Genomic DNA, 18,558 nt, shown 5'->3' on the forward strand with positions numbered 1-18,558 from the left:
ATTCCTCCTCTAGGTTAATTTGTTTTTGGATCAAGCGCATCGCGCAGGCCATCTCCAAAAAAGTTAAATGATAAAACAAGAAGCATAATACAGATTCCTGGGAAAATGGCGACATACGAATGAGTCTCTAGGTATGTGCTCCCCACCTTCAAAATATTTCCCCATTCTGGGATATGAGGTTCAATCCCAAGTCCTAAGAAACTAAGACTGCTCGTTGCAATAACAGCACCACCAATAGTAAGCGTCGCTTTAACAATCATTGGAGCTAACGAGTTTGGAACAATTTGCTTAAAGATAATGGACGCATCCGATGCCCCCAGTGCGCGAGCTGCTTCTACAAACTCAAAATTCGATAGTTGCATGACGGTCGCACGCATCGTTCGTGCGTAAGTAGGAATCGCTCCTACACTCAACGCAATAATCAAATTGACTGTATTCGCACCAAATGCTGCAATGATGGCAATCGCCAAGAGGATTCCTGGAATTGCATATAAAATATCGAGCAAACGCATGATAATGGAATCTGTTTTTCTGCCAAAGTAACCAGAAATTGCCCCAAGTGCTCCTCCAATAAGTGCCGGAATAACAGTCGATGCAAATCCGACAATTAATGAAATCTGAGCGCCGAATACAATACGAGAGAACAGGTCACGTCCGAAGTCATCTGTACCCAGTGGATAAAGTAAGGACGGGCTCTGTAAAATTGCACTGTAGTTATTCTGAGTTGCGAAATCATAATCAAACAGCCATTCACTCACGACAGATAGCGAAAAGATAAAGGTAATAAAGAACATCCCAAAGATTGCCATGGTGTTCCGCGTAATCTTTACCCACATGGAATTCCATTTCTCAATGGACGATGGGTTGTTAGAAATGATTTTTTTAAGCAATGAATACCCTAGCAAGAATGCAAAGAAGTTCCCCGTTAGAACAGTTGCTATGAGCAAGATACTTGGAATGAGCATCCATTTAGGAGCTGCATCTGCCGTTACAAATTTTGCAGTCAGTATGATTAACACGAAGTAAATGATAGCTGCTGTCAGCAACACACCCATCGCAAGGAGGAACGTATCGACGACGTATGGCTTGAACAAGTTAAATGCAGAGACGCCTACTACAAACAATTGTGTAAGAAGTGCATAAACTGCAAATGTATACTCAGGTGTTTGATTTCGACTCGCAAAGGAGAATGCAAAACCTGCAGCAAAGATATTTCCGACTACCACTGTAAGTACCAGTGGATATGCTAGAAGGCGTGTTGCTTTTGCAACTTCCCCTTTTGTTACTACGTCTTTTTTTATCTTCCGTGCAACAAATACGACATAGATAGTCGTGAGAGCATAAACAATCAGGAAACTAACGACAGGTAGACGAAATTGAGCTTCCGAGAAGTCGTAGCTGTATGCTAAAAACAAAAGTGTAAAAAGTAAGGTGAAAACCCATGTAAAATTGGCGTTGCGATAGTCTTGCGAGAGTTTCAGACGCAGGGCGTCATTTGTGATTTGTTTCAATGTCGCCCCTCCTATCCTTTCTTCTTCATTGTCGAGCGAATACGTGGATCATAAAATGCGTACAAAATATCAATAATCAAATTCACAAGAGAGATAGCAATTGCGATATACACAACGCCACCAAGCAGTGCTGGAATGTCTGGAATGAACTGTTTATCTACGATGTAACTTCCGATACCACTAATATTGAAGACTTTTTCCGTAATGGCAGCACCGCCAAGCATTCCACCAAACAGCAAACCAATGACAGTAATAATAGGAATCATTGCATTTTTCAGTGCATGTTTAGTCACAATATGGCGTTCAGACAATCCTTTTGCTTTCGCTGTTACGATGTAATCTTCATGAATGACTTCCAACATCGATGAACGTGTCATCCGTGCAATTGATGCAGCAATCGAGGTCCCGAGAACTGCTATCGGTAAGACAAGAGACAACCAATTGGATGTACTATATGTCGCTGGGAACCACTGCAAGTGAATGGAGAACCCTAAGATGAAGAGTAAACCTTGCCAAAAGCTAGGAATAGAGAGTCCGATGAGTGCCACAATCATAAACGTGTAATCCCAATACGTATTTGGACGAAGAGCTGAAACAATCCCAGCTGGAATCGCAATACTAATCGCCATCAGCAAGGAGAAAAATGCAATCGTCAACGTGATAGGAAACTTGGATACGATGCTTGCTGTGATATCTTCTCTTCCAGCAAATGAAGTGCCTAGATCAAATGTAAATAAGCTGTGAAGGGCATTCCAAAGCTGTACAAGATACGGTTGATCTAATCCATAGATACGATTGAAGTTGGCGACTTGCTCTGGTGTTGATTCAACTCCAAGTATGTTTCGTGCGGGATCTAGAGGCGATATGTAGAGTATTGTAAATACGAATGCAGCGACTCCTAAAATAACGAACACGGTTTGAACGAGACGACCAAACACGAACCAAGCAAACGACTGACTTCTCCCTGCTAGATAGGCATACATGATCAATCCAAGTATAGAAGTTAACCAAAAGAAGAGCGGGCGTCCAATCCGATCTGCTGTAAAATCAATGTAGCTATTAGGTTTGACTCCCTTTTTCTCTAACTGGGTACCAATTAAGCGATTCTCATGGTCTACTGTAAGTCCACGAGCTGTTTGCTCAAGCACTTCTGGAGATTGACCAAGCTGAAACGCTTTGTTTTTTGCCTGTTCTTGTGCCAGATAATCCAAGAACCATTTTTCGCGTAAGTCCTCGGATAGTTTGTCTTTTTCTTTAGCAACGAGCTTTTCATAGTCGCTAGAAGGACGATGAATCAGATATAGAAAGAATGTAATGAGGTGGAGAGGCAAACCAAGAAGAATAATGAAAAGGCGCATCCCTTTATCACCTGTTGCTTTACGATAATTCGATTCCATAAATTGAGCAACGTTCACCTGACCGCACTCCTTTCTTAGCAAAAATTCAACCCCCCTTCCAATTGATAGAAGAGGAGTTTTCTATGGACTGTATATATTGTATAATTCCTAGTGGTATAGTAGAGTATGAAACATATTCGAAAAAGAGTCAACTAGTTTTTCTTACTTTATGATTGAGGTGTTTAAAATGGTCCAACCCATTGTTTCTATAAAAGATCTTCGCGTCTCTTTTTTAGCAGGAGAGCGTGAGGTAGAAGCCGTTAAAGGTATAAATTTTGAGGTATTTCCTGGAGAGACCGTTGCAATTGTAGGGGAATCGGGAAGTGGCAAAAGTGTGACAGCCCGCTCTATTATGCGACTTCTTCCTTCTCCTCCTTCATTTGTAAAAAGTGGATCAATCGAGTGGAAAGGTGAAGAGTTACTGAGTGCTACTGAAAAAAGACTGGAGCAATTGCGGGGACGTGAAGTCTCAATGATTTTCCAAGACCCTATGAGTTCTCTGAACCCCACTACTCGTATCGGAGAGCAAATTGCTGAGAGCTTGACGAAGCATAAAGGTCTGTCGAAACGGGACGCGCTTGAACAAGCGATTTCTTTAATGGAACAAGTCGGTATCACAAAAGCTCGTCAACGTGCAGCGCAGTATCCGCACGAATTTTCTGGAGGCATGCGTCAACGAGCGATGATTGCTATGGCGCTAGCCTGTGAACCCGAACTGTTACTGGCTGATGAACCGACAACTGCTCTTGATGTGACGATTCAAGCGCAGATTTTAGCTCTAATGAAAAAGATGCAAGAGCGTTTAGGAACAGCGATTATTCTCATTACCCATGACCTAGGTGTTGTGGCAGGAATGTGTGACCGCGTGATCGTCATGCAAAAAGGTGAAATTGTTGAGACCGGAAGCACTGAAGAGATTTTTTATTCACCAAAACATCCATACACAAAAAAATTGCTCGATGCCCTTCCAAAACTTCATGAACCGAAAAAACCAAAACTTCAGAGTTTAGTTGAAACAGACCGTGACCCTTCACAGCCCCTAGTAGAGGTTCGTTCATTAGTGAAAGAGTTTGATTTAGGCCGCGGGGAGCGTATGCGAGCAGTCAACAACATTAGCTTTTCCATTTACCCTGGTGAAACTCTAGGGCTCGTTGGAGAGTCGGGTTCTGGTAAATCAACAACAGGTCGCACACTCTTACAACTACACCAAGCGACTTCTGGTGATGTACTTTTTGATGGTATCCCACTAAACCGCTTGACGAAAAAACAATTAAAGCAGATGCGCAGACGTGTTCAAATTATTTTCCAAGACCCGTATGCCTCATTAAACCCACGTCAAAAAGTTGTAGATATTATTGGTACGGCCTTGGATTTACATGGTTTAGCGGGTTCTCGAGAACAACGTCAGGCACGTGTAGAGGAACTGTTGGAACTTGTTGGTCTTGAGAAAGCTCATGCGATGCGCTATCCACACGAATTCTCTGGCGGTCAACGTCAACGTATCGGTATTGCGCGTGCCCTCGCAGTAGAGCCAGACTTTATTGTCTGCGATGAACCACTGTCCGCTTTAGATGTGTCGATTCAAAAGCAGATAGTAGAGCTACTTCAAGAGCTGCAACAAAAACTAGGTCTCACATTCTTGTTTATTGCCCACGATTTATCGATGGTGAAACATTTAAGTGACCGTGTAGCTGTCATGTACAAAGGAAAGATTGTAGAACTGGCTGAGAGTGAAGAACTTTATACAAGTCCACAGCACCCGTATACAAAAGCACTTCTTGCAGCAATCCCTCTCCCGGATCCACATGTGGAGGTAGAGCGACGAGCTGCACGTGCCGCTTCTGCTGAACAAGATGCGACCACTCACTACGATGTGGAAGATGCCCTTTTAACAGAAGTAAGCCCGAACCACTGGGTAGCTCTACAACAGGAGCTGACACACCATTAAACAAAAAAGAACCAAGATTTATGAACTTGGTTCTTTCGGTAAAGAAATGCGATAGAGGTATAAACCAATGGCTGCTAGCACAAGTGCAGGGAAATAAAGCGGTATGTGATAGATTGGGTCTATATCTTGCAAATACGGCCATCTTTGTACGCCTATAAACAATGCTATACTGAATACTAAATAAATAGTTCCAAATACACGATTTTTCATACTGAACTCCTTACTATACGTATTTATTTGAATGGAGGCTACATGCATGCCCGCTCATAAAACACTGACAGTACGTTCTCTTGTAACCAAACACAAAGGAATCTTCCAAGAGTATGCCACAGTTGTACCTGAAAAAGCACGGCTTTTTTTAGAAAAATTACACGATACCGACTATCAATCCCATGTAGAGCTTGCTCTTTTCGAACCACAATCTACCGTCGATCAAGTAGAAGGCACATTTTTCGTAGGCATCCTTGTTTCTGAACAACCGATACACCCGCCAGCAGGTATGGAGTATATGGAAATCACCCGTGATTATGCTTTTGCTAAAGGGACGATTGATGAAATCGGTGAGTTGCATGTGACACTCTCTAACTGGATGCTTGAAAATGAACTACAATTTGATTTGACTGGCTACATTATCGAAATGTACTTCCCTACTGATAAAGGCGAGGAAGTAGAAATCTACTTACCGATCAAGACGAAATAACCCCTTCTAAGAAGGGGCTATTTTTATACAACAGGTCTCCACCAAGTTTTTGTTTCATACGCATCTAACGTTGCGACATCTAGTGTCTCTCCGATTTTGGGAATCACTACATGAGCACCTCGTTGTTTACCGAGCTCCATCATTTGTTCAGGTGGGTCATCCCACTTGTGGAATGCCAATGTAAAAGCTGCCCAATGAACCGGTAACACATGTTTCCCTTTTACATCCAAAAATGCCTGCATACTCTCATCAGGATGCATGTGGACACCCGGCCAGCGCTCATCGTATTGTCCGCTTTCCATAATGACAAGATCAAACGGCCCATATCTGCGACCGATTTCTTCAAAATGTTTACCGTATCCACTGTCGCCACTATAGAAAATCTTTGTATCTTCCCACTCAAAGACCCAAGAGCACCATAACGTTTCTCCGTAGTCGATACCTAAACGACCGGAAAAATGACGAGATGGGGCAGCTGTATAGCGGATACCCTCTTCTTGTAAAGATTCCCACCAATCTAGTTCAAAAATGCGGTGTTTCGGCACTCCCCATCCTTCTAAACGATCACCAAGGCCTAGTGGTACAAAAAACTTTCGCACGCGGTCCTTAATGTGCTGCAGCGTATCATAATCTAAATGATCATAATGGTCATGCGAATAAACGACGTAATCTATATCTTCTAAACAATCGATATCGAATTGTTCTACTACCGGATAGCGCATATCTTTTACTTTGAATGGAAGAGGTACTTTCCCTAGCATCGGGTCGACTAGGATAGTTTTATCTTTCCATTCGATTAAAAAGCATGAATGACCTAGCCACGTGACGTGCGGTGTTTGGACATTATCGTGACACGCAAACTTCACCGTTGGTAGTGGATTAGCAGGATGTAGATCGGCTTTTCCTACAAAGTAATCTTTTGCTAGACTTTGAAGCGTTTCAAATCCCCCAGGCGATACAATCGGCGGGGTATTGCGGAACTTGCCGTCTTTGTAATGTGGTAATTGTTCAAATTGCTTCTTCTGTTTCCGTGAAACACGTTTGCCAAACGTCGGGTTTGCGACAATATAAGCGGCCACCGCTGCGACTGCTGCACCTGCAATCCATCTTTTCTTAATTTGCATACCGTCCACCTCTTTCTATAGTGTGAATTCCCGTAAATAGTATAAAGATAAACTATGCGGTGATAATTTCCCATCCCTGCTCTTTTGCATAGGCTTTTAAATCTGCATCCGGTTGCACAGCTACTGGATATCCAACAAGCCCAAGTACATCAATATCATAAATACTATCGCCGTATGCGTAGCTCTCTTCCCAGTCGACGTCGACTTCTTTCAAATTTTCTTCAATGCGCACAATTTTTTGACGCTCATGGACATGCGACAACTCTGTCACTTTCGTTAGCATACCGTTCGCTAGAGGTACTTCTGTCCCGAGTTTCGCATCAATCGGCAAGTCACGGAGCACTTCATCCAGCATAATATCAAATGCACCTGAAATGACGAGCACGCGATGTCCTTGTTCATGGTGCCAATTCAAGCGGTCAATTACTTCTTGATTAAAGTCCCCTGACATTTCCTCGGCCATTTCTCGAAAATAGCTTCGTAATTCTGCTTCTGAAGCTCCTTCAAACGTTTTCAAATAAATTTCCATCGCTTTTTTGCGCATCGTTTTTTCCGGAGTCATTTTCATTTTATATAATAAATAAATGGGCATGAGCCGGCGCATAAACTTCTTGTACCGCTTGCCATACACGTCATGATTTTGAAGAAACCGCATCAGTAATGAGTAAGTTTCATATTTGTAAATCGTACGGTCAAAGTCAAACAAAGCCACTTTCATAAATCGTTCCTCCAAGTCCATTGCTGTTTCTTTTAGTGTACAGGAATTTACTGAGAAATGAAAAAACGAAACCGACAAAATCGGTTTCGCACTGGATCAATAGACGATATGAATTTCGTTTCCTGCAGCGTCTGCTGTGATTAAGATATTCTCATTCCAGTCAACACGCGCACCAAAGGCTTGTAAACGTTCTGCAAGTTGCTGTTGTTTGTCAGCATCTTGCACATCGAGTGTATAGTGAACAAGGCCTGCTGAATGCTTCGCCGGTTGCGGAGCACCAACACCGTTCCAGACATTCAAACCGATATGGTGGTGGTAACGATTGTCTGAGATGAAGAGCGCTTGGTGACCATATCGTGTAACCACTTCAAAATCGAGACCTTGTGTGTAAAATGCTTCTGCGCGCCCAATGTCATCTACATGCAAATGAATATGCCCCATGACAGTATCTGATGGCAGACCTGTCCATTCTTCTACAGTTTCTTTTGTTAATAGGTCTTCAAAGTTTAATGGGTCTACCGTCATTTCAACAGAGTCACCCTGCCAAGTCCACTCTTCTGGAAGGCGATCACGGTAGATTTCAATCCCATTTCCGTCTGGGTCGGCAAAGTATAATGCTTCGCTGACTAAGTGATCAGAAGAACCCAGCTGTACTCCTTGATTCACTAGATGGGGTACGATGCTAGCTAAAGATTGGCGTGTCGGAAGTAGGATAGCAAAGTGATATAAACCTGTTGTGCGTGGCTGTTTAGGAGTGACACGTTCTGGCTGAACAAGTGTCAAGAGCACGTCTCTTCCATTCGCTGTTAAGGTTGCGTCTGACTCGGTTTGACTTGCGATTTGGAAACCGATGACCTGAGTATAAAAATCTAGGGAACGTTTTAAATCTGTAACATTGATTGCGACACTAGCTACAAAAGTGGTAGGTTTTTGATGAAAGTTCATGTAAATTCTCCTTAGTTACTATTTGTAACTTAGTTTATAATAGTAATTTAATAATGTCAATACTTCTTGTACTAATCAAAAAAACCACTCCAGTAAGAAGTGGTTAAAAATTGTCACGCGTGGACTTCGGTCGATCTAATTTCATTGAAATTTCTTCTAGTACACGTACTTTTGCGCGCTGCGTTTGAATGAGTTGCACCATGAACCAAATTACAAAACCAACGATGGCTAGTACAAATACTAAATAAAAAAGCCCAAACAGACCAAATCCTACCGTCGTTATTCCTTGCATCACTACCGCCTCCTTGAACAGATTTACGTTTCATAAACAAAATGGTTTCAAAAAAACCGACTCCCTAAAAAGGAAGTCGGTCAGTTTCACTCTTCTGTATCTACGAATGATTTATTTTTTTGGAATTTGCGTAATACTTCATAAACAACTGGAACAACAATTAGCGTTAATAGGGTAGACGAGAACAACCCGCCAATTACAGTAATGGCTAAGTCTTGCGATACAAGACCGCCTCCACCGCTCGACAACGCCATTGGAACCATTGCTCCGATTGTCGCAATCGCCGTCATCAAGATTGGACGAAGACGAGTAGCTCCTGCTTCTAATAAAGCATCACGTACAGAGAGTCCTTCGCGTTCCATCTGGATAACACGGTCAACTAGTACAATCGCATTCGTGACAACAATACCGATTAGCATTAGAAGACCCATCATAACAGAAACAGAGATGGTTTGCCCTGCAATAAAGAGCCCGGTAAAGGATCCGATTACTGCAAACGGAAGGGAGAACAGAATCGCAAATGGTGCGAGTCCACCACCGAACGTCACGACTAGAATAAAGTAGACAATCGCAATCGCTGCTGCCATCGCAATTCCAAGCTGCGTAAACGTTTCGTTGATGTCAGCAGTGACACCACCTGTCTCGACTTTCACACCCATCGGCAAGTCAAGCGCGTCAATGGCTTCTTGCGCATCAGCACTTGGGCCCGATACGTCATTACCAGCAATCGTACCTGATACGGAAGCGTAATATTCCCCTTCCGAACGACTCAACGTATTTTGTGTCGTCCCTTCTTCTACTTCTACCAGTTCTCCGATTGTCATTGTCGTACCCATAGCAGTCGGAATCGGTGTTTCAAGTAATTCTTCAAATGTCTCAGCAATTGCTGCTTCTTCACGCTGTACAACAACATCCAAATCGCCATCATCTGTACGTATGGTTGTAATGACTTCATCCTGACCAGTCGATGATAAGGCCATTAGAATTTGCCCTGATGTTAATCCGTATTGTAAAACATTCTGCTGCTCAATACGTAAAACATTTTCCACATATGGATTTTCAGCATCTGAAGTGACTTCTTCTAACCCATCTACTTCCGTCATGGCTTGTTCAACTTCTTCTACAGACGTTAGTAAATCATCTAAATCTTCACTATACAACGTATACGCGACTTCATTCGATGACATCATACCGCCACCCATAAAGTCTTGTTCGCTCCATTCGCCCGACTGATCGAGTTCCGATAAGTACGTCGTAATGTCATTTCGATACTCTTCAAACTCTTCTACTGAGATTGCATCGTCAAAGATTAAGTAAAGAAGCGCTCCGTCACTTCCTCCCGCCATCATGGCCGCCATATCAGCAGAAGAGGCATCCGTAATAGAGAGTTGAACGACATCAATTTCATCACGTGTAAGCAACTCTTGTTCAACTTCTTCAATGTTCGCAACCGTCTCATCCTGCAATTCTCCCGCAGCTGGTGAGTACGTCACATACATCATTTTCTCCGTTTGAGAGCCTAAGAACGAGAAGCCGATCAACGGTGTCAGAGCAAGTGATCCAACAAGAAGTGCAACTGCAATGATGGAAGTGATCCATTTATGATTCAATGCTTTTTCAAGTATACCTTTAAACCACAATGCTAATTTCCCGACTTCTTGATGGGAAGAAGCAGTCTTCTCTCCGTATAACTTTTTACGGAATAAACTGTGCGACATCGCTGGAACAATAGAAATCGCTACAGCAAGAGATGCAAGAAGTGCAAAGGACATGGTTAGTGCAAACGGTAAGAACAACTCACCTACCATACCTCCGACAAACACGAGTGGTGCAAATACCGCAATCGTAACAAGTGTGGAAGACAAGATCGGCTTGAACATCTCAATTGTTGCGGATTGAATGAGCTTTCTACCCGACAACTTCTCTTCTTTCAAATGCATGCGTCGGTAAATATTTTCTACAACGACTATGGAGTCATCGATGACTCGACCGATTGAAACCGTAATCGCTCCGAGTGTCATAATATTCAACGTGATATCTAACCAGTTTAATAAGAGTAATGCTACAAAAATTGAAACTGGAATGGAGACAATCGCAATCAATGTGGAGCGGAAGTCGCGTAAGAAGATTAAAATAATCGCAACAGCAATCAATCCACCGATTAATGCTTTTTCAATCATGGCAAATACAGATTCTTCAATCGGCTCTCCCTGATCCAGTGTAATATCAATGACAAGACCATCTACTTCACTTTCAAATTCGGTCATCAATTCTTTCACAGCATTGACGACTGTGACCGTATTGGCTTCTTGCCCTTTCACCACTTGAATGGCAATCGCATCTTCTCCATTTGTGCGAGCAATCGACTCGACTTGACCGACAAGTTCGATCGTCGCTAGTTCAGAAAGCTCTACAAAAGGTGCTGGGTTCGTTTCTGAAGGCGTAACCGGAATGAGTAGTTCTTGCAGCTCTGCAAGAGTTGTGAGGGCACCGTCAATATAGACAGCCTCTTCCCCTTCTTCAAACTCATACAAACCTAAAGAAACCGCTAAGTTACTCGCGTCTAACATTTGTTTGACGTCGTCTTCTGTCACTCCATATTGTTCAAGTGCTGCTTGATCATACGTCAAATGAATCTCTTCTATATGTTGTCCATTGACTGTAGCAGACGCCACACCATCGATTTTTTCAATCTCTGGCAAAATAGAGTTTTCAACGCGCTCTGTTAATTCAACAATCGATTCCGATTCACTACTCACAGAAAGAGCAACGACTGGGAACATGTTTAAACTAATTGATAGAATGGAAGGTGTTTCTACCTCTTCTGGTAATGTGACACCATCCAGAGCAGATTCAAGCTCTCGCTTTTTCTGGTCCATATCGACCCCGTATTCATATTCAATCTGTACTTGGGATACATTCGCAGATGAATTTGAAAATACAGCTTTGACATCTTCTAAACTTTCAACAGCTTGCTCTAATGGAATGGAGACTTCATCCATTACTTGTTCTGCAGTAGCGCCTGGATAGACTCCTGCTACTATCAAGTAAGGAATTGAAATATCCGGAATCGACTCCATTTTCATTTGTGTAGTTGAATAGATTCCTGCAAAGGTTACAATTAGGGTAAGTAACCACACCGCAAATTTATTTTTTAAGACGAAACGTACGAAACCTTGCACAACGAACTCCCTTTCTTTTTGACGAATTTCAATCACTACTTTATACTAATGACCGATTGGTCAACAGTCAATCTATCGCATTCGAAATGAGGCATAAAATGTGTCAAAAAAACAACAGATTCTCGAAACCTCGATTCAGCTATTTGCCAAACAAGGTATCGAAGCAACCTCAATCCAACACATCACTCGTTCTACTGGAATTTCAAAAGGCGCGTTTTATCTAGCCTTTTCTTCAAAAGAAGAGCTTATAAAAGAGATTATCGATACATTCATGCAGCAATTTGTTGCCGATATTGACCAAGTAGTCACATCACTACTTCCAGCATCAGAAAAACTTCATAATTACTTCGCAGCGCACCTGGATTTACTTGTGAAACATGCAGATTTTGCGAAAATGTATGCGCAAGAGCAAATGCATTCGATCAATGAAGACATCTTATCGGATTTAATTGTGTACGATACACTCATCGACCGATCCTTGCTCTCTCTGTTTCATGAACTATATCCAACGCACACAACTGACCAGTCTGCGGACTTATTAGTAGCGGTCAAAGGACTTGTGCGTATTTATTCACAACTAATTTTGTTTCATCCCTATCCTCATGACACGAAACAGATTCTAGCTAGTTTAGTGGAAAAGACGGACATTTTAGCGAAACACTCTACAACGTGTTATATCACGGAAGAGATGATGCGTATTCCGGTTCAAACCGATAAACTAGCAACTACACCTGCTCATCTCAAAGCTGTAGTGAGCGAACTTCTTTCTGATGAGCACCCAGCACTCATCCAAGAATCCTTTGCAATTTTAGTAGATGAACTTGGCCAAGAATCTCCACGCCAAGCGCTACTTCAGGGTCTTGCTGCAAACTTCATGACCTACACGCCGACCAAATGGCTTGCTTACTTGGTGAAGCACTATACACACAAAAAAGACGCCTAATCGGCGTCTTTTTTACGTAAGAAGCTGCGCATTTTTTACGAGTTCTTGGTAATAGGTATTGGTTTCTACAAGGTGATGATGCGTACCGACACCTTGTATCTGCTTGTCTCGCAAAATGACAAGTTGATCTGCGTGCTGTACAGTCGACAAGCGGTGCGCGATGACCAGCGTCGTTCGTCCACGCATGACAGTTTGAAGCGCCTCTTGTACAAGTCGTTCCGATTCCGTATCAAGACTTGAAGTTGCTTCGTCTAGTAGTAATATACGCGGGTTGCGCAGTACGGCTCGAGCAATTGCAATTCTTTGACGTTGTCCACCTGAAAGTTTGATCCCGCCTTCACCTACTGGCGTCTCAAGTCCTTGCTCAAGTTTCATTATAAACTCCCACGCATTGGCTTGGCGTAGAGCTTGTTCTATAGCTGTATCCGTAGGCACTTGTTCCACACCATATAGGATATTGTCTCGAATCGTTCCGTTCATTAAAGGACTTTCTTGAGAGACGTACCCAAAGAGACCCCGCCACTCTGCCAGTTTAATCTCTCGAATATCTGTGTCCCCGTAGTAAATACCTCCATGTTTCGGTTCATAAAAACGCTGGAGCATCGAAAACATCGTCGTTTTCCCTCCACCGCTTTCGCCAACAAACGCTGTGACTTTTCCTCTTGGAATACTTAAGGAAATATCTTCGAGAATCACTTTCTCTCCGTAAGCAAACGTCACATCGTGGAGAACGACATCTTGCTCTGTAGAAGGAAGCGATTTCCCCTCCGCATTTTCCTGTGCCCGCTCTAAAATATCTTGAATGCGTTCTGTTGCACCTACCGTCTTTTGATACGCTGTGAAAAAGCTCGCCATTTGAGTGAAGGGCACAATGATTTGAATCAAGTAAAATATAATCGCGACCAAGGCCCCTGCAGATAACGCTCCAGAAGCGACTTGAGCTCCTCCATACCCAAATACAACAATTAACACGAGGGTCATAATAAGGGTCATAACGGGAGAAAGAATCGATACAAGTTTTGCCTCTTTTAAATAAAACTTATAAATCCGGTCCACTTGTTGTTCTCCGTGAATCCGCTCCCTGGCTTCAGACTGGCTGTATTTGACGAGACGGATGTTTTGAAGAACACGACCTAGCTGCGCACTAAACGTTGCGACTTCATCTTGTGTCGACTTCGCCACCTTTGACATAACACGTCCGATTGGAAACATGACAGCGAGTGTAACTGGAACTGAGACTAAAAGAATCAATGTCATTCTCCAGTCGATCCAAAGCAAAATACCGACAGCTCCGATGACCGTCAAAATGCTCGTGAAGAATGTAATCAAATGATCGGTAATAAGCGATTTGATTACACTCGTGTCTTGTAAAATACGGCTCATCAATTCTCCAGATTCTTCATTATCAAAAAAACCAACAGGAAGGCCAAGGACATGACGCCAGACACGATTGCGAATGTAAGCTACTACATATTCTCCAATCTTCCGCATCAAATAAAATGCGATTCCAGATAAGACGGCTTGAACAATTAATAATAGCGCAACGCCACCTAGTAGAAGTGGACTAATTCCTCCTTCTGTGAAACTATCGATGAAGTTCATAGTAAGTAAAGGAATGACAAGACCAAAGCCTGTTTCCACTAAACTAAAGAGAAATGCGAAGGCAATCATCCACTTCGGCCATCTCATTCCATCCACTAACGATTTCATTTTCATTGTGCATCCTCTTTCTGACCACTATATTTTATTTAGAACTGATACTTTTTGAGGGTTCAGTTCCCTGGTAAAGTAGGACTAACTCAATTTGAAGAAAGAAGGAATTTGTATGCAAAACCCTCAATCGCTGTCTCGACCGATTGCTCGTGGCAAGACGTTTGATTTAATTCTAACATCAATGCTCGTCGCATTAGTATTTGTATCCACTATGTTATTGAATATTCGTATTCCGTTCTTCGCTGCAAACGGTGGATTAGTTCACTTAGGCACTGCGATGTTGTTTATTTCTGCGATGTTGTTTGGTCCGAAAAAAGGAGCAGCAGCAGGTGCACTCGGTATGGGTCTATTTGATATTATGGGCGGCTGGTTACTGTGGGCACCTATCACAATCGTTGCACGTGGTATCCAAGGGTATGTAGTCGGGAAAGTGGCTTGGTCGAAAAACCGCAACGGCACTAGCATCGGCTGGAATATTGCGGCTGCTGTCATTTCAATACCGTTCATGCTAGTCGTTTACTACATTGGAGAAGCTATCATGTTCTCAAGCTTTGTGATTCCGTTAGCTTCTATTCCAGGGAACCTGATTCAGAATGCAGTTGGTTTATTAATTGCCATTCCAGTAGTCATTGCTTTAAAGAAATTACCATATTTTAAATAACAAAAAACACGGCCACTTCACTGAATGGCCGTGTTTTTGTTTATTACGAGATGAATAATAGGTACGTTGTTACGAAATAGACGATAACAGTAAGTACAGATGGAATTAAGTACATTGCTAGGCTCGTAGTTGGCTTACGGCGAATTCCGTAAATAACTAGTAGAGACAAGAATGTGATGCTGATTCCTGTTATGATATGACTTTCTGCTGCAGCATTTAAGATAGAACCATCTCGGTAAACGAAATCAGACATAACAAGAATTAACATGTTGAAGATGTTACTACCTAATATTGAACCGAATGCTAAGTTTACATTACGTAACCGGAGCGCTACATAGACTGAAACAACTTCCGGTAAGGAAGTCGTTCCAGCGATTAAGAAACTTCCGACGAAACTTGAACCAAGACCTGTTAAAACAGCAATCTGATCACCTAGGATGGATAGGGCTGTACCTGCACCCATGATGACAAGGGCTGAAATTGCAAAGCCAATGATGGCTTTCTTTAACGAAATATCTGAATGAGGATTCCCAGGCTTTTTCTTAGACTTCTTCTCCGTTGTAGGTTCCACTACTGGTTTCATTGAAGAAGATTTTTTGTTCATGTAAATTAAACCCGCGATATAAATTACTAGAATTCCAATCATGTCGATGCCGACTCCAAAGACTGCAGGAGTTTGGCTATAGACTAATCCTGAAAGCGCCAATGCGGTAAGAATAATTGCTAATACAGCTGAGTAAAGATGTGTGCTATCGATTTGTTCATATAATTTCTTCTTACGGAAATATAAATCAAACAAAGCTAACACACATAAATTAAATAAATTTGAGCCAAGGACATTTCCTACTGCGATGTCGGGATTTCCGATTAGCACTGCTGAAAGACTGGTAGTTACTTCGGGTAATGAAGTCGCACCTGCAAGTAAGATTGTTCCTACTAACATGCCTCCCATAGATGTTTTGGTACTTAAGACGTCTGCGAACGTTGATAGCTTCATAGCCGCGTAAAGGGTAATACCCGCCACAAGAATAAATAAGATATAGACCATTGCATTCACTCCTTCTATGTTGGAAAGTAGTCACAAAAAAAGACCTTTTTATGAAAACATCTGAACTTACTCAGTCTGCATCATAAAAAGGTCTTGTGCGCTCAAATTGAGCGGGACGATCCGGGTACATTTTACCGAAATGACGAATGCGTCGCTTGCCACTACTCCCCTATTTATAAAAACAGTATACAATCTCTACCCGCTGTTGTCTATTCTTAATCCTTTGTGAAACTTTTTTCGGGTTCTTTCCGTCTAGTTCGGAAGGGAAAGGTGGGACTACCATGAAAAAGATTGTGATTGTCATAGGGATGCTTATGGTCTCCATCGGTCTATTTGGACTTTATGAACGGCTCGCGCATCCGCCATTACCATTTTCATCATTAACTCCTCCTGAAGTGGCACAACGGATTTCCGCGTCTAATGCACCTCTGGTTTATTTAACGGAAGAAGCCAATTCGTTATGGTATGCGGTAAAAGAAAAACGGACGGATTTAGCGAATCAGCGCATCGAAGAATTTATGGCTTCGCATGGCTGGGAGTTGCGTGAACTGGACGGAAGTGGATTGTTTTTTACTAATTCAGGTGCAGAGATTGTCCTAACGACACAAAAATGGACAAAAAATTATACACTTGTGCAGGTCCCGAAAGGATAACTTTTCCTTTGGGGCTTTTCTTTTTTTGCTGCGTATGAAACCATGGAGAGACGTGCATTGTCTAACGAGTAGGAAAGGATGCGATGATGTGACAGAAGACCAAAAGAACGACAGGTTGAACGAAACTATGCAGGAGCATGGTGACATGATAAAACGCGTCATCTATTCCTACGTTCGAGATTTGCAAAAAGCTGAAGATCTCACGCAAGACACATTTCTTAAATTTTATATAGGGATGGAGCGTTTTGAAGGGCGCGCTTCTCTAAAAACGTACTTGTACCGAATTGCCGTCAATGAAAGCTTGAATTACTTAAAAAGTTGGCATGCACAAAAAGTGAAGTTCAGTGATAAACTCAAAATTTTTGGCAAGCGTGCAAGCAATGAAGAGACGTTCCTTGAGAAAGAAAAAACATCGGAATTACATATCGTGCTTGAATCAATGCCACTTCATTATAGAGAATCTTTGTGGCTCCATTATTACGCCGAGCTCTCGGTCAACGAAACAGCTGAGGTCTTGGGTTGTTCTCCAAATACTGTGAAAACTAGACTTGCAAGAGGTCGCGAACTACTACGGAATGAATTGGAGGTGGAGTGGAATGGATCTGAAACAGCTTCTAAATGAAACACTGCCGAAAGACATCTCGTTCAGTGAACGTGAGCAGCAACTTGTACGAGAGCGCGTTCGGAAAAAGAAAACGCCCGCAACTTTGAAGTTCTTACCTTTAGCCGCTTTACTTTTCATTGGAGTGATTGGGTATGCGTTGTTTACAAGTTTTACTAACTCGACAACCTCTCCGCTGACATCACATGAAGAAGTAGCCGTTCCCGATATGTACCAAAGTGCTTTGTATGACTCGGTTTATATTCCAGAAACAAATGAACTAATTCTCCCTAAAGAAGATGGAGCCTACAGCTACTCAATCGATGAGAAATTCATAGAAAAAATCGCAAGTTTTTCGTCCCCTAGTGGACAATTCAATTTTGTAGCGAATGAAAAATGGCTCGTTTGGGGAGATTTCGACAATGAAGACTACACACTGAATATACTAAACCGGAAGAGCAAAGAACTAACGGTCATCCCTTCTATCAATCCTATAGAACTAACCTTAGAGGATGATACATTGTTTTATGCCAACTTCTATACGAATGATCATAGTCATTATGTTATGGATTTAACTACACAAATCCCCAAACTACTTCATACAAATGATAAAAGGACTACAAGAGGCGCCTACCAAAATCATAGAGCTGCAATTTTAAACAGCTTTGAAGGTAGTTCTACTCTATTTGTGTATGATACATTAACCGGCAAGTTGATTCAGCAGCAATCGAATCTCCCGTACACTTCTTTATATAACATGTACGTGGTAGAAGATCGGGTGTACTTCGATTTTGCCACAGAGAATGGACGTCTTGAGCTTGGGTATATGGACATCCAATCAGGTGCTTTTCAAATGATTGAAACGCCAGAATACAGTTATTCAGCGATTCATGGGAACTATCTAGCACTCAGTGTCGTAGATCGTTGGGGGGAAGATACCGATGACGTAGAACTCTTTACAATCGAAAACTACAAAGCAGTTCCATTCAGCGACTTTCCGAAAGTAAAGGGGCGTCTTGTTACGCCGCAGTTTGCTCCAGACGGTACGCTTCAGATTGTAGAAGAAAATTATTTTGATGGTGGCCCAACCATTCATTTAATCAAACCATAAAAAACCTCGGC

17 protein-coding genes are annotated in these 18,558 nt (G+C 42.2%); 7 read left to right on the forward strand and 10 right to left on the reverse strand.

Annotated elements, in window-relative coordinates; genetic code table 11:
• Nucleotides 1–14: 14 nt before the first annotated feature.
• Entirely contained in the window at nucleotides 15–1,511 is a 1,497-nt protein-coding gene (locus AB5N96_RS03760; RefSeq protein WP_499704664.1) for an ABC transporter permease, read from the reverse strand.
• 11 nt (nucleotides 1,512–1,522) lie between these two features.
• Nucleotides 1,523–2,908, reverse strand: a complete 1,386-nt coding sequence (locus AB5N96_RS03765; protein ID WP_499704805.1) for an ABC transporter permease — start codon at nucleotides 2,906–2,908, stop codon at nucleotides 1,523–1,525.
• A 187-nt stretch (nucleotides 2,909–3,095) separates the two neighbouring features.
• Here AB5N96_RS03765 and AB5N96_RS03770 point away from each other — a divergent pair, with 187 nt between their 5' ends.
• On the forward strand, nucleotides 3,096–4,856 hold the full coding sequence (locus AB5N96_RS03770) for an ABC transporter ATP-binding protein (protein WP_499704665.1): 1,761 nt from the start codon (nucleotides 3,096–3,098) through the stop codon (nucleotides 4,854–4,856).
• Between the two features lie 18 nt (nucleotides 4,857–4,874).
• Here the strand turns inward: AB5N96_RS03770 and AB5N96_RS03775 are convergent, their stop codons facing one another.
• Nucleotides 4,875–5,066 (reverse strand): hypothetical protein, encoded by a 192-nt coding sequence (locus tag AB5N96_RS03775; protein WP_204590782.1) that lies wholly within the window; start codon nucleotides 5,064–5,066, stop codon nucleotides 4,875–4,877.
• 46 nt (nucleotides 5,067–5,112) lie between these two features.
• Here AB5N96_RS03775 and AB5N96_RS03780 point away from each other — a divergent pair, with 46 nt between their 5' ends.
• Nucleotides 5,113–5,556, forward strand: a complete 444-nt coding sequence (locus AB5N96_RS03780) for a GyrI-like domain-containing protein (protein WP_499704666.1) — start codon at nucleotides 5,113–5,115, stop codon at nucleotides 5,554–5,556.
• A 23-nt stretch (nucleotides 5,557–5,579) separates the two neighbouring features.
• On the opposite strand, the gene AB5N96_RS03785 is transcribed toward AB5N96_RS03780, so the two are convergent.
• The 5 genes from AB5N96_RS03785 to AB5N96_RS03805 form a co-directional block, all read right to left on the reverse strand.
• Entirely contained in the window at nucleotides 5,580–6,680 is a 1,101-nt protein-coding gene (locus tag AB5N96_RS03785; protein ID WP_499704667.1) for an MBL fold metallo-hydrolase, read from the reverse strand.
• Nucleotides 6,681–6,732: 52 nt separating this feature from the next.
• The gene (locus tag AB5N96_RS03790) at nucleotides 6,733–7,398 is read right to left on the reverse strand and encodes an HAD family hydrolase (protein WP_499704668.1); all 666 of its coding nucleotides are present in this window, start codon (nucleotides 7,396–7,398) and stop codon (nucleotides 6,733–6,735) included.
• A gap of 96 nt (nucleotides 7,399–7,494) precedes the next feature.
• Nucleotides 7,495–8,343: a VOC family protein gene (locus tag AB5N96_RS03795; protein WP_499704669.1), complete on the reverse strand. Its 849-nt coding sequence runs from the start codon at nucleotides 8,341–8,343 to the stop codon at nucleotides 7,495–7,497.
• 103 nt (nucleotides 8,344–8,446) lie between these two features.
• A complete protein-coding gene (locus AB5N96_RS03800) occupies nucleotides 8,447–8,635 on the reverse strand; it encodes a hypothetical protein (RefSeq protein ID WP_204590792.1) in 189 nt (62 codons plus the stop codon).
• Nucleotides 8,636–8,721: 86 nt separating this feature from the next.
• Entirely contained in the window at nucleotides 8,722–11,817 is a 3,096-nt protein-coding gene (locus AB5N96_RS03805; RefSeq protein ID WP_499704670.1) for an efflux RND transporter permease subunit, read from the reverse strand.
• 100 nt (nucleotides 11,818–11,917) lie between these two features.
• Here AB5N96_RS03805 and AB5N96_RS03810 point away from each other — a divergent pair, with 100 nt between their 5' ends.
• Entirely contained in the window at nucleotides 11,918–12,760 is an 843-nt protein-coding gene (locus tag AB5N96_RS03810) for a TetR family transcriptional regulator (RefSeq protein ID WP_204590796.1), read from the forward strand.
• Between the two features lie 12 nt (nucleotides 12,761–12,772).
• On the opposite strand, the gene AB5N96_RS03815 is transcribed toward AB5N96_RS03810, so the two are convergent.
• Nucleotides 12,773–14,476, reverse strand: a complete 1,704-nt coding sequence (locus tag AB5N96_RS03815; RefSeq protein ID WP_499704671.1) for an ABC transporter ATP-binding protein — start codon at nucleotides 14,474–14,476, stop codon at nucleotides 12,773–12,775.
• A gap of 109 nt (nucleotides 14,477–14,585) precedes the next feature.
• Here AB5N96_RS03815 and AB5N96_RS03820 point away from each other — a divergent pair, with 109 nt between their 5' ends.
• Nucleotides 14,586–15,134, forward strand: coding sequence for an ECF transporter S component (locus AB5N96_RS03820; protein WP_204590801.1), 549 nt, complete (start codon nucleotides 14,586–14,588; stop codon nucleotides 15,132–15,134).
• Nucleotides 15,135–15,177: 43 nt separating this feature from the next.
• Here the strand turns inward: AB5N96_RS03820 and AB5N96_RS03825 are convergent, their stop codons facing one another.
• Entirely contained in the window at nucleotides 15,178–16,182 is a 1,005-nt protein-coding gene (locus tag AB5N96_RS03825) for a sodium:calcium antiporter (protein ID WP_499704672.1), read from the reverse strand.
• A 281-nt stretch (nucleotides 16,183–16,463) separates the two neighbouring features.
• Between AB5N96_RS03825 and AB5N96_RS03830 the strand changes: the two genes are divergently transcribed.
• From AB5N96_RS03830 to AB5N96_RS03840, 3 genes are all read left to right on the forward strand, one after another.
• Entirely contained in the window at nucleotides 16,464–16,835 is a 372-nt protein-coding gene (locus tag AB5N96_RS03830) for a hypothetical protein (protein ID WP_204590805.1), read from the forward strand.
• Nucleotides 16,836–16,923: 88 nt separating this feature from the next.
• Entirely contained in the window at nucleotides 16,924–17,457 is a 534-nt protein-coding gene (locus tag AB5N96_RS03835) for a sigma-70 family RNA polymerase sigma factor (protein WP_499704673.1), read from the forward strand.
• The gene (locus tag AB5N96_RS03840; RefSeq protein ID WP_499704674.1) at nucleotides 17,432–18,547 is read left to right on the forward strand and encodes a hypothetical protein; all 1,116 of its coding nucleotides are present in this window, start codon (nucleotides 17,432–17,434) and stop codon (nucleotides 18,545–18,547) included. Before AB5N96_RS03835 ends, AB5N96_RS03840 begins: the two co-directional genes overlap by 26 nt.
• Nucleotides 18,548–18,558: the final 11 nt, after the last annotated feature.

Origin of the sequence: Chryseomicrobium imtechense (assembly GCF_041475995.1) — a bacterium.
In the GTDB taxonomy this organism is placed as follows: domain Bacteria; phylum Bacillota; class Bacilli; order Bacillales_A; family Planococcaceae; genus Chryseomicrobium; species Chryseomicrobium aureum.

What these genes read in the sequence shown, in the direction of transcription:
- AB5N96_RS03765 (WP_499704805.1), bottom strand. Translation starts at nt 2,908, where the DNA reads ATGGAATCGAATTATCGTAAAGCAACAGGTGATAAAGGGATGCGCCTT.
- AB5N96_RS03770 (WP_499704665.1), top strand. Translation starts at nt 3,096, where the DNA reads ATGGTCCAACCCATTGTTTCTATAAAAGATCTTCGCGTCTCTTTTTTA.
- AB5N96_RS03775 (WP_204590782.1), bottom strand. Translation starts at nt 5,066, where the DNA reads ATGAAAAATCGTGTATTTGGAACTATTTATTTAGTATTCAGTATAGCA.
- AB5N96_RS03780 (WP_499704666.1), top strand. Translation starts at nt 5,113, where the DNA reads ATGCCCGCTCATAAAACACTGACAGTACGTTCTCTTGTAACCAAACAC.
- AB5N96_RS03785 (WP_499704667.1), bottom strand. Translation starts at nt 6,680, where the DNA reads ATGCAAATTAAGAAAAGATGGATTGCAGGTGCAGCAGTCGCAGCGGTG.
- AB5N96_RS03790 (WP_499704668.1), bottom strand. Translation starts at nt 7,398, where the DNA reads ATGAAAGTGGCTTTGTTTGACTTTGACCGTACGATTTACAAATATGAA.
- AB5N96_RS03795 (WP_499704669.1), bottom strand. Translation starts at nt 8,343, where the DNA reads ATGAACTTTCATCAAAAACCTACCACTTTTGTAGCTAGTGTCGCAATC.
- AB5N96_RS03800 (WP_204590792.1), bottom strand. Translation starts at nt 8,635, where the DNA reads ATGCAAGGAATAACGACGGTAGGATTTGGTCTGTTTGGGCTTTTTTAT.
- AB5N96_RS03815 (WP_499704671.1), bottom strand. Translation starts at nt 14,476, where the DNA reads ATGAAAATGAAATCGTTAGTGGATGGAATGAGATGGCCGAAGTGGATG.
- AB5N96_RS03820 (WP_204590801.1), top strand. Translation starts at nt 14,586, where the DNA reads ATGCAAAACCCTCAATCGCTGTCTCGACCGATTGCTCGTGGCAAGACG.
- AB5N96_RS03825 (WP_499704672.1), bottom strand. Translation starts at nt 16,182, where the DNA reads ATGGTCTATATCTTATTTATTCTTGTGGCGGGTATTACCCTTTACGCG.
- AB5N96_RS03830 (WP_204590805.1), top strand. Translation starts at nt 16,464, where the DNA reads ATGAAAAAGATTGTGATTGTCATAGGGATGCTTATGGTCTCCATCGGT.
- AB5N96_RS03840 (WP_499704674.1), top strand. Translation starts at nt 17,432, where the DNA reads ATGGATCTGAAACAGCTTCTAAATGAAACACTGCCGAAAGACATCTCG.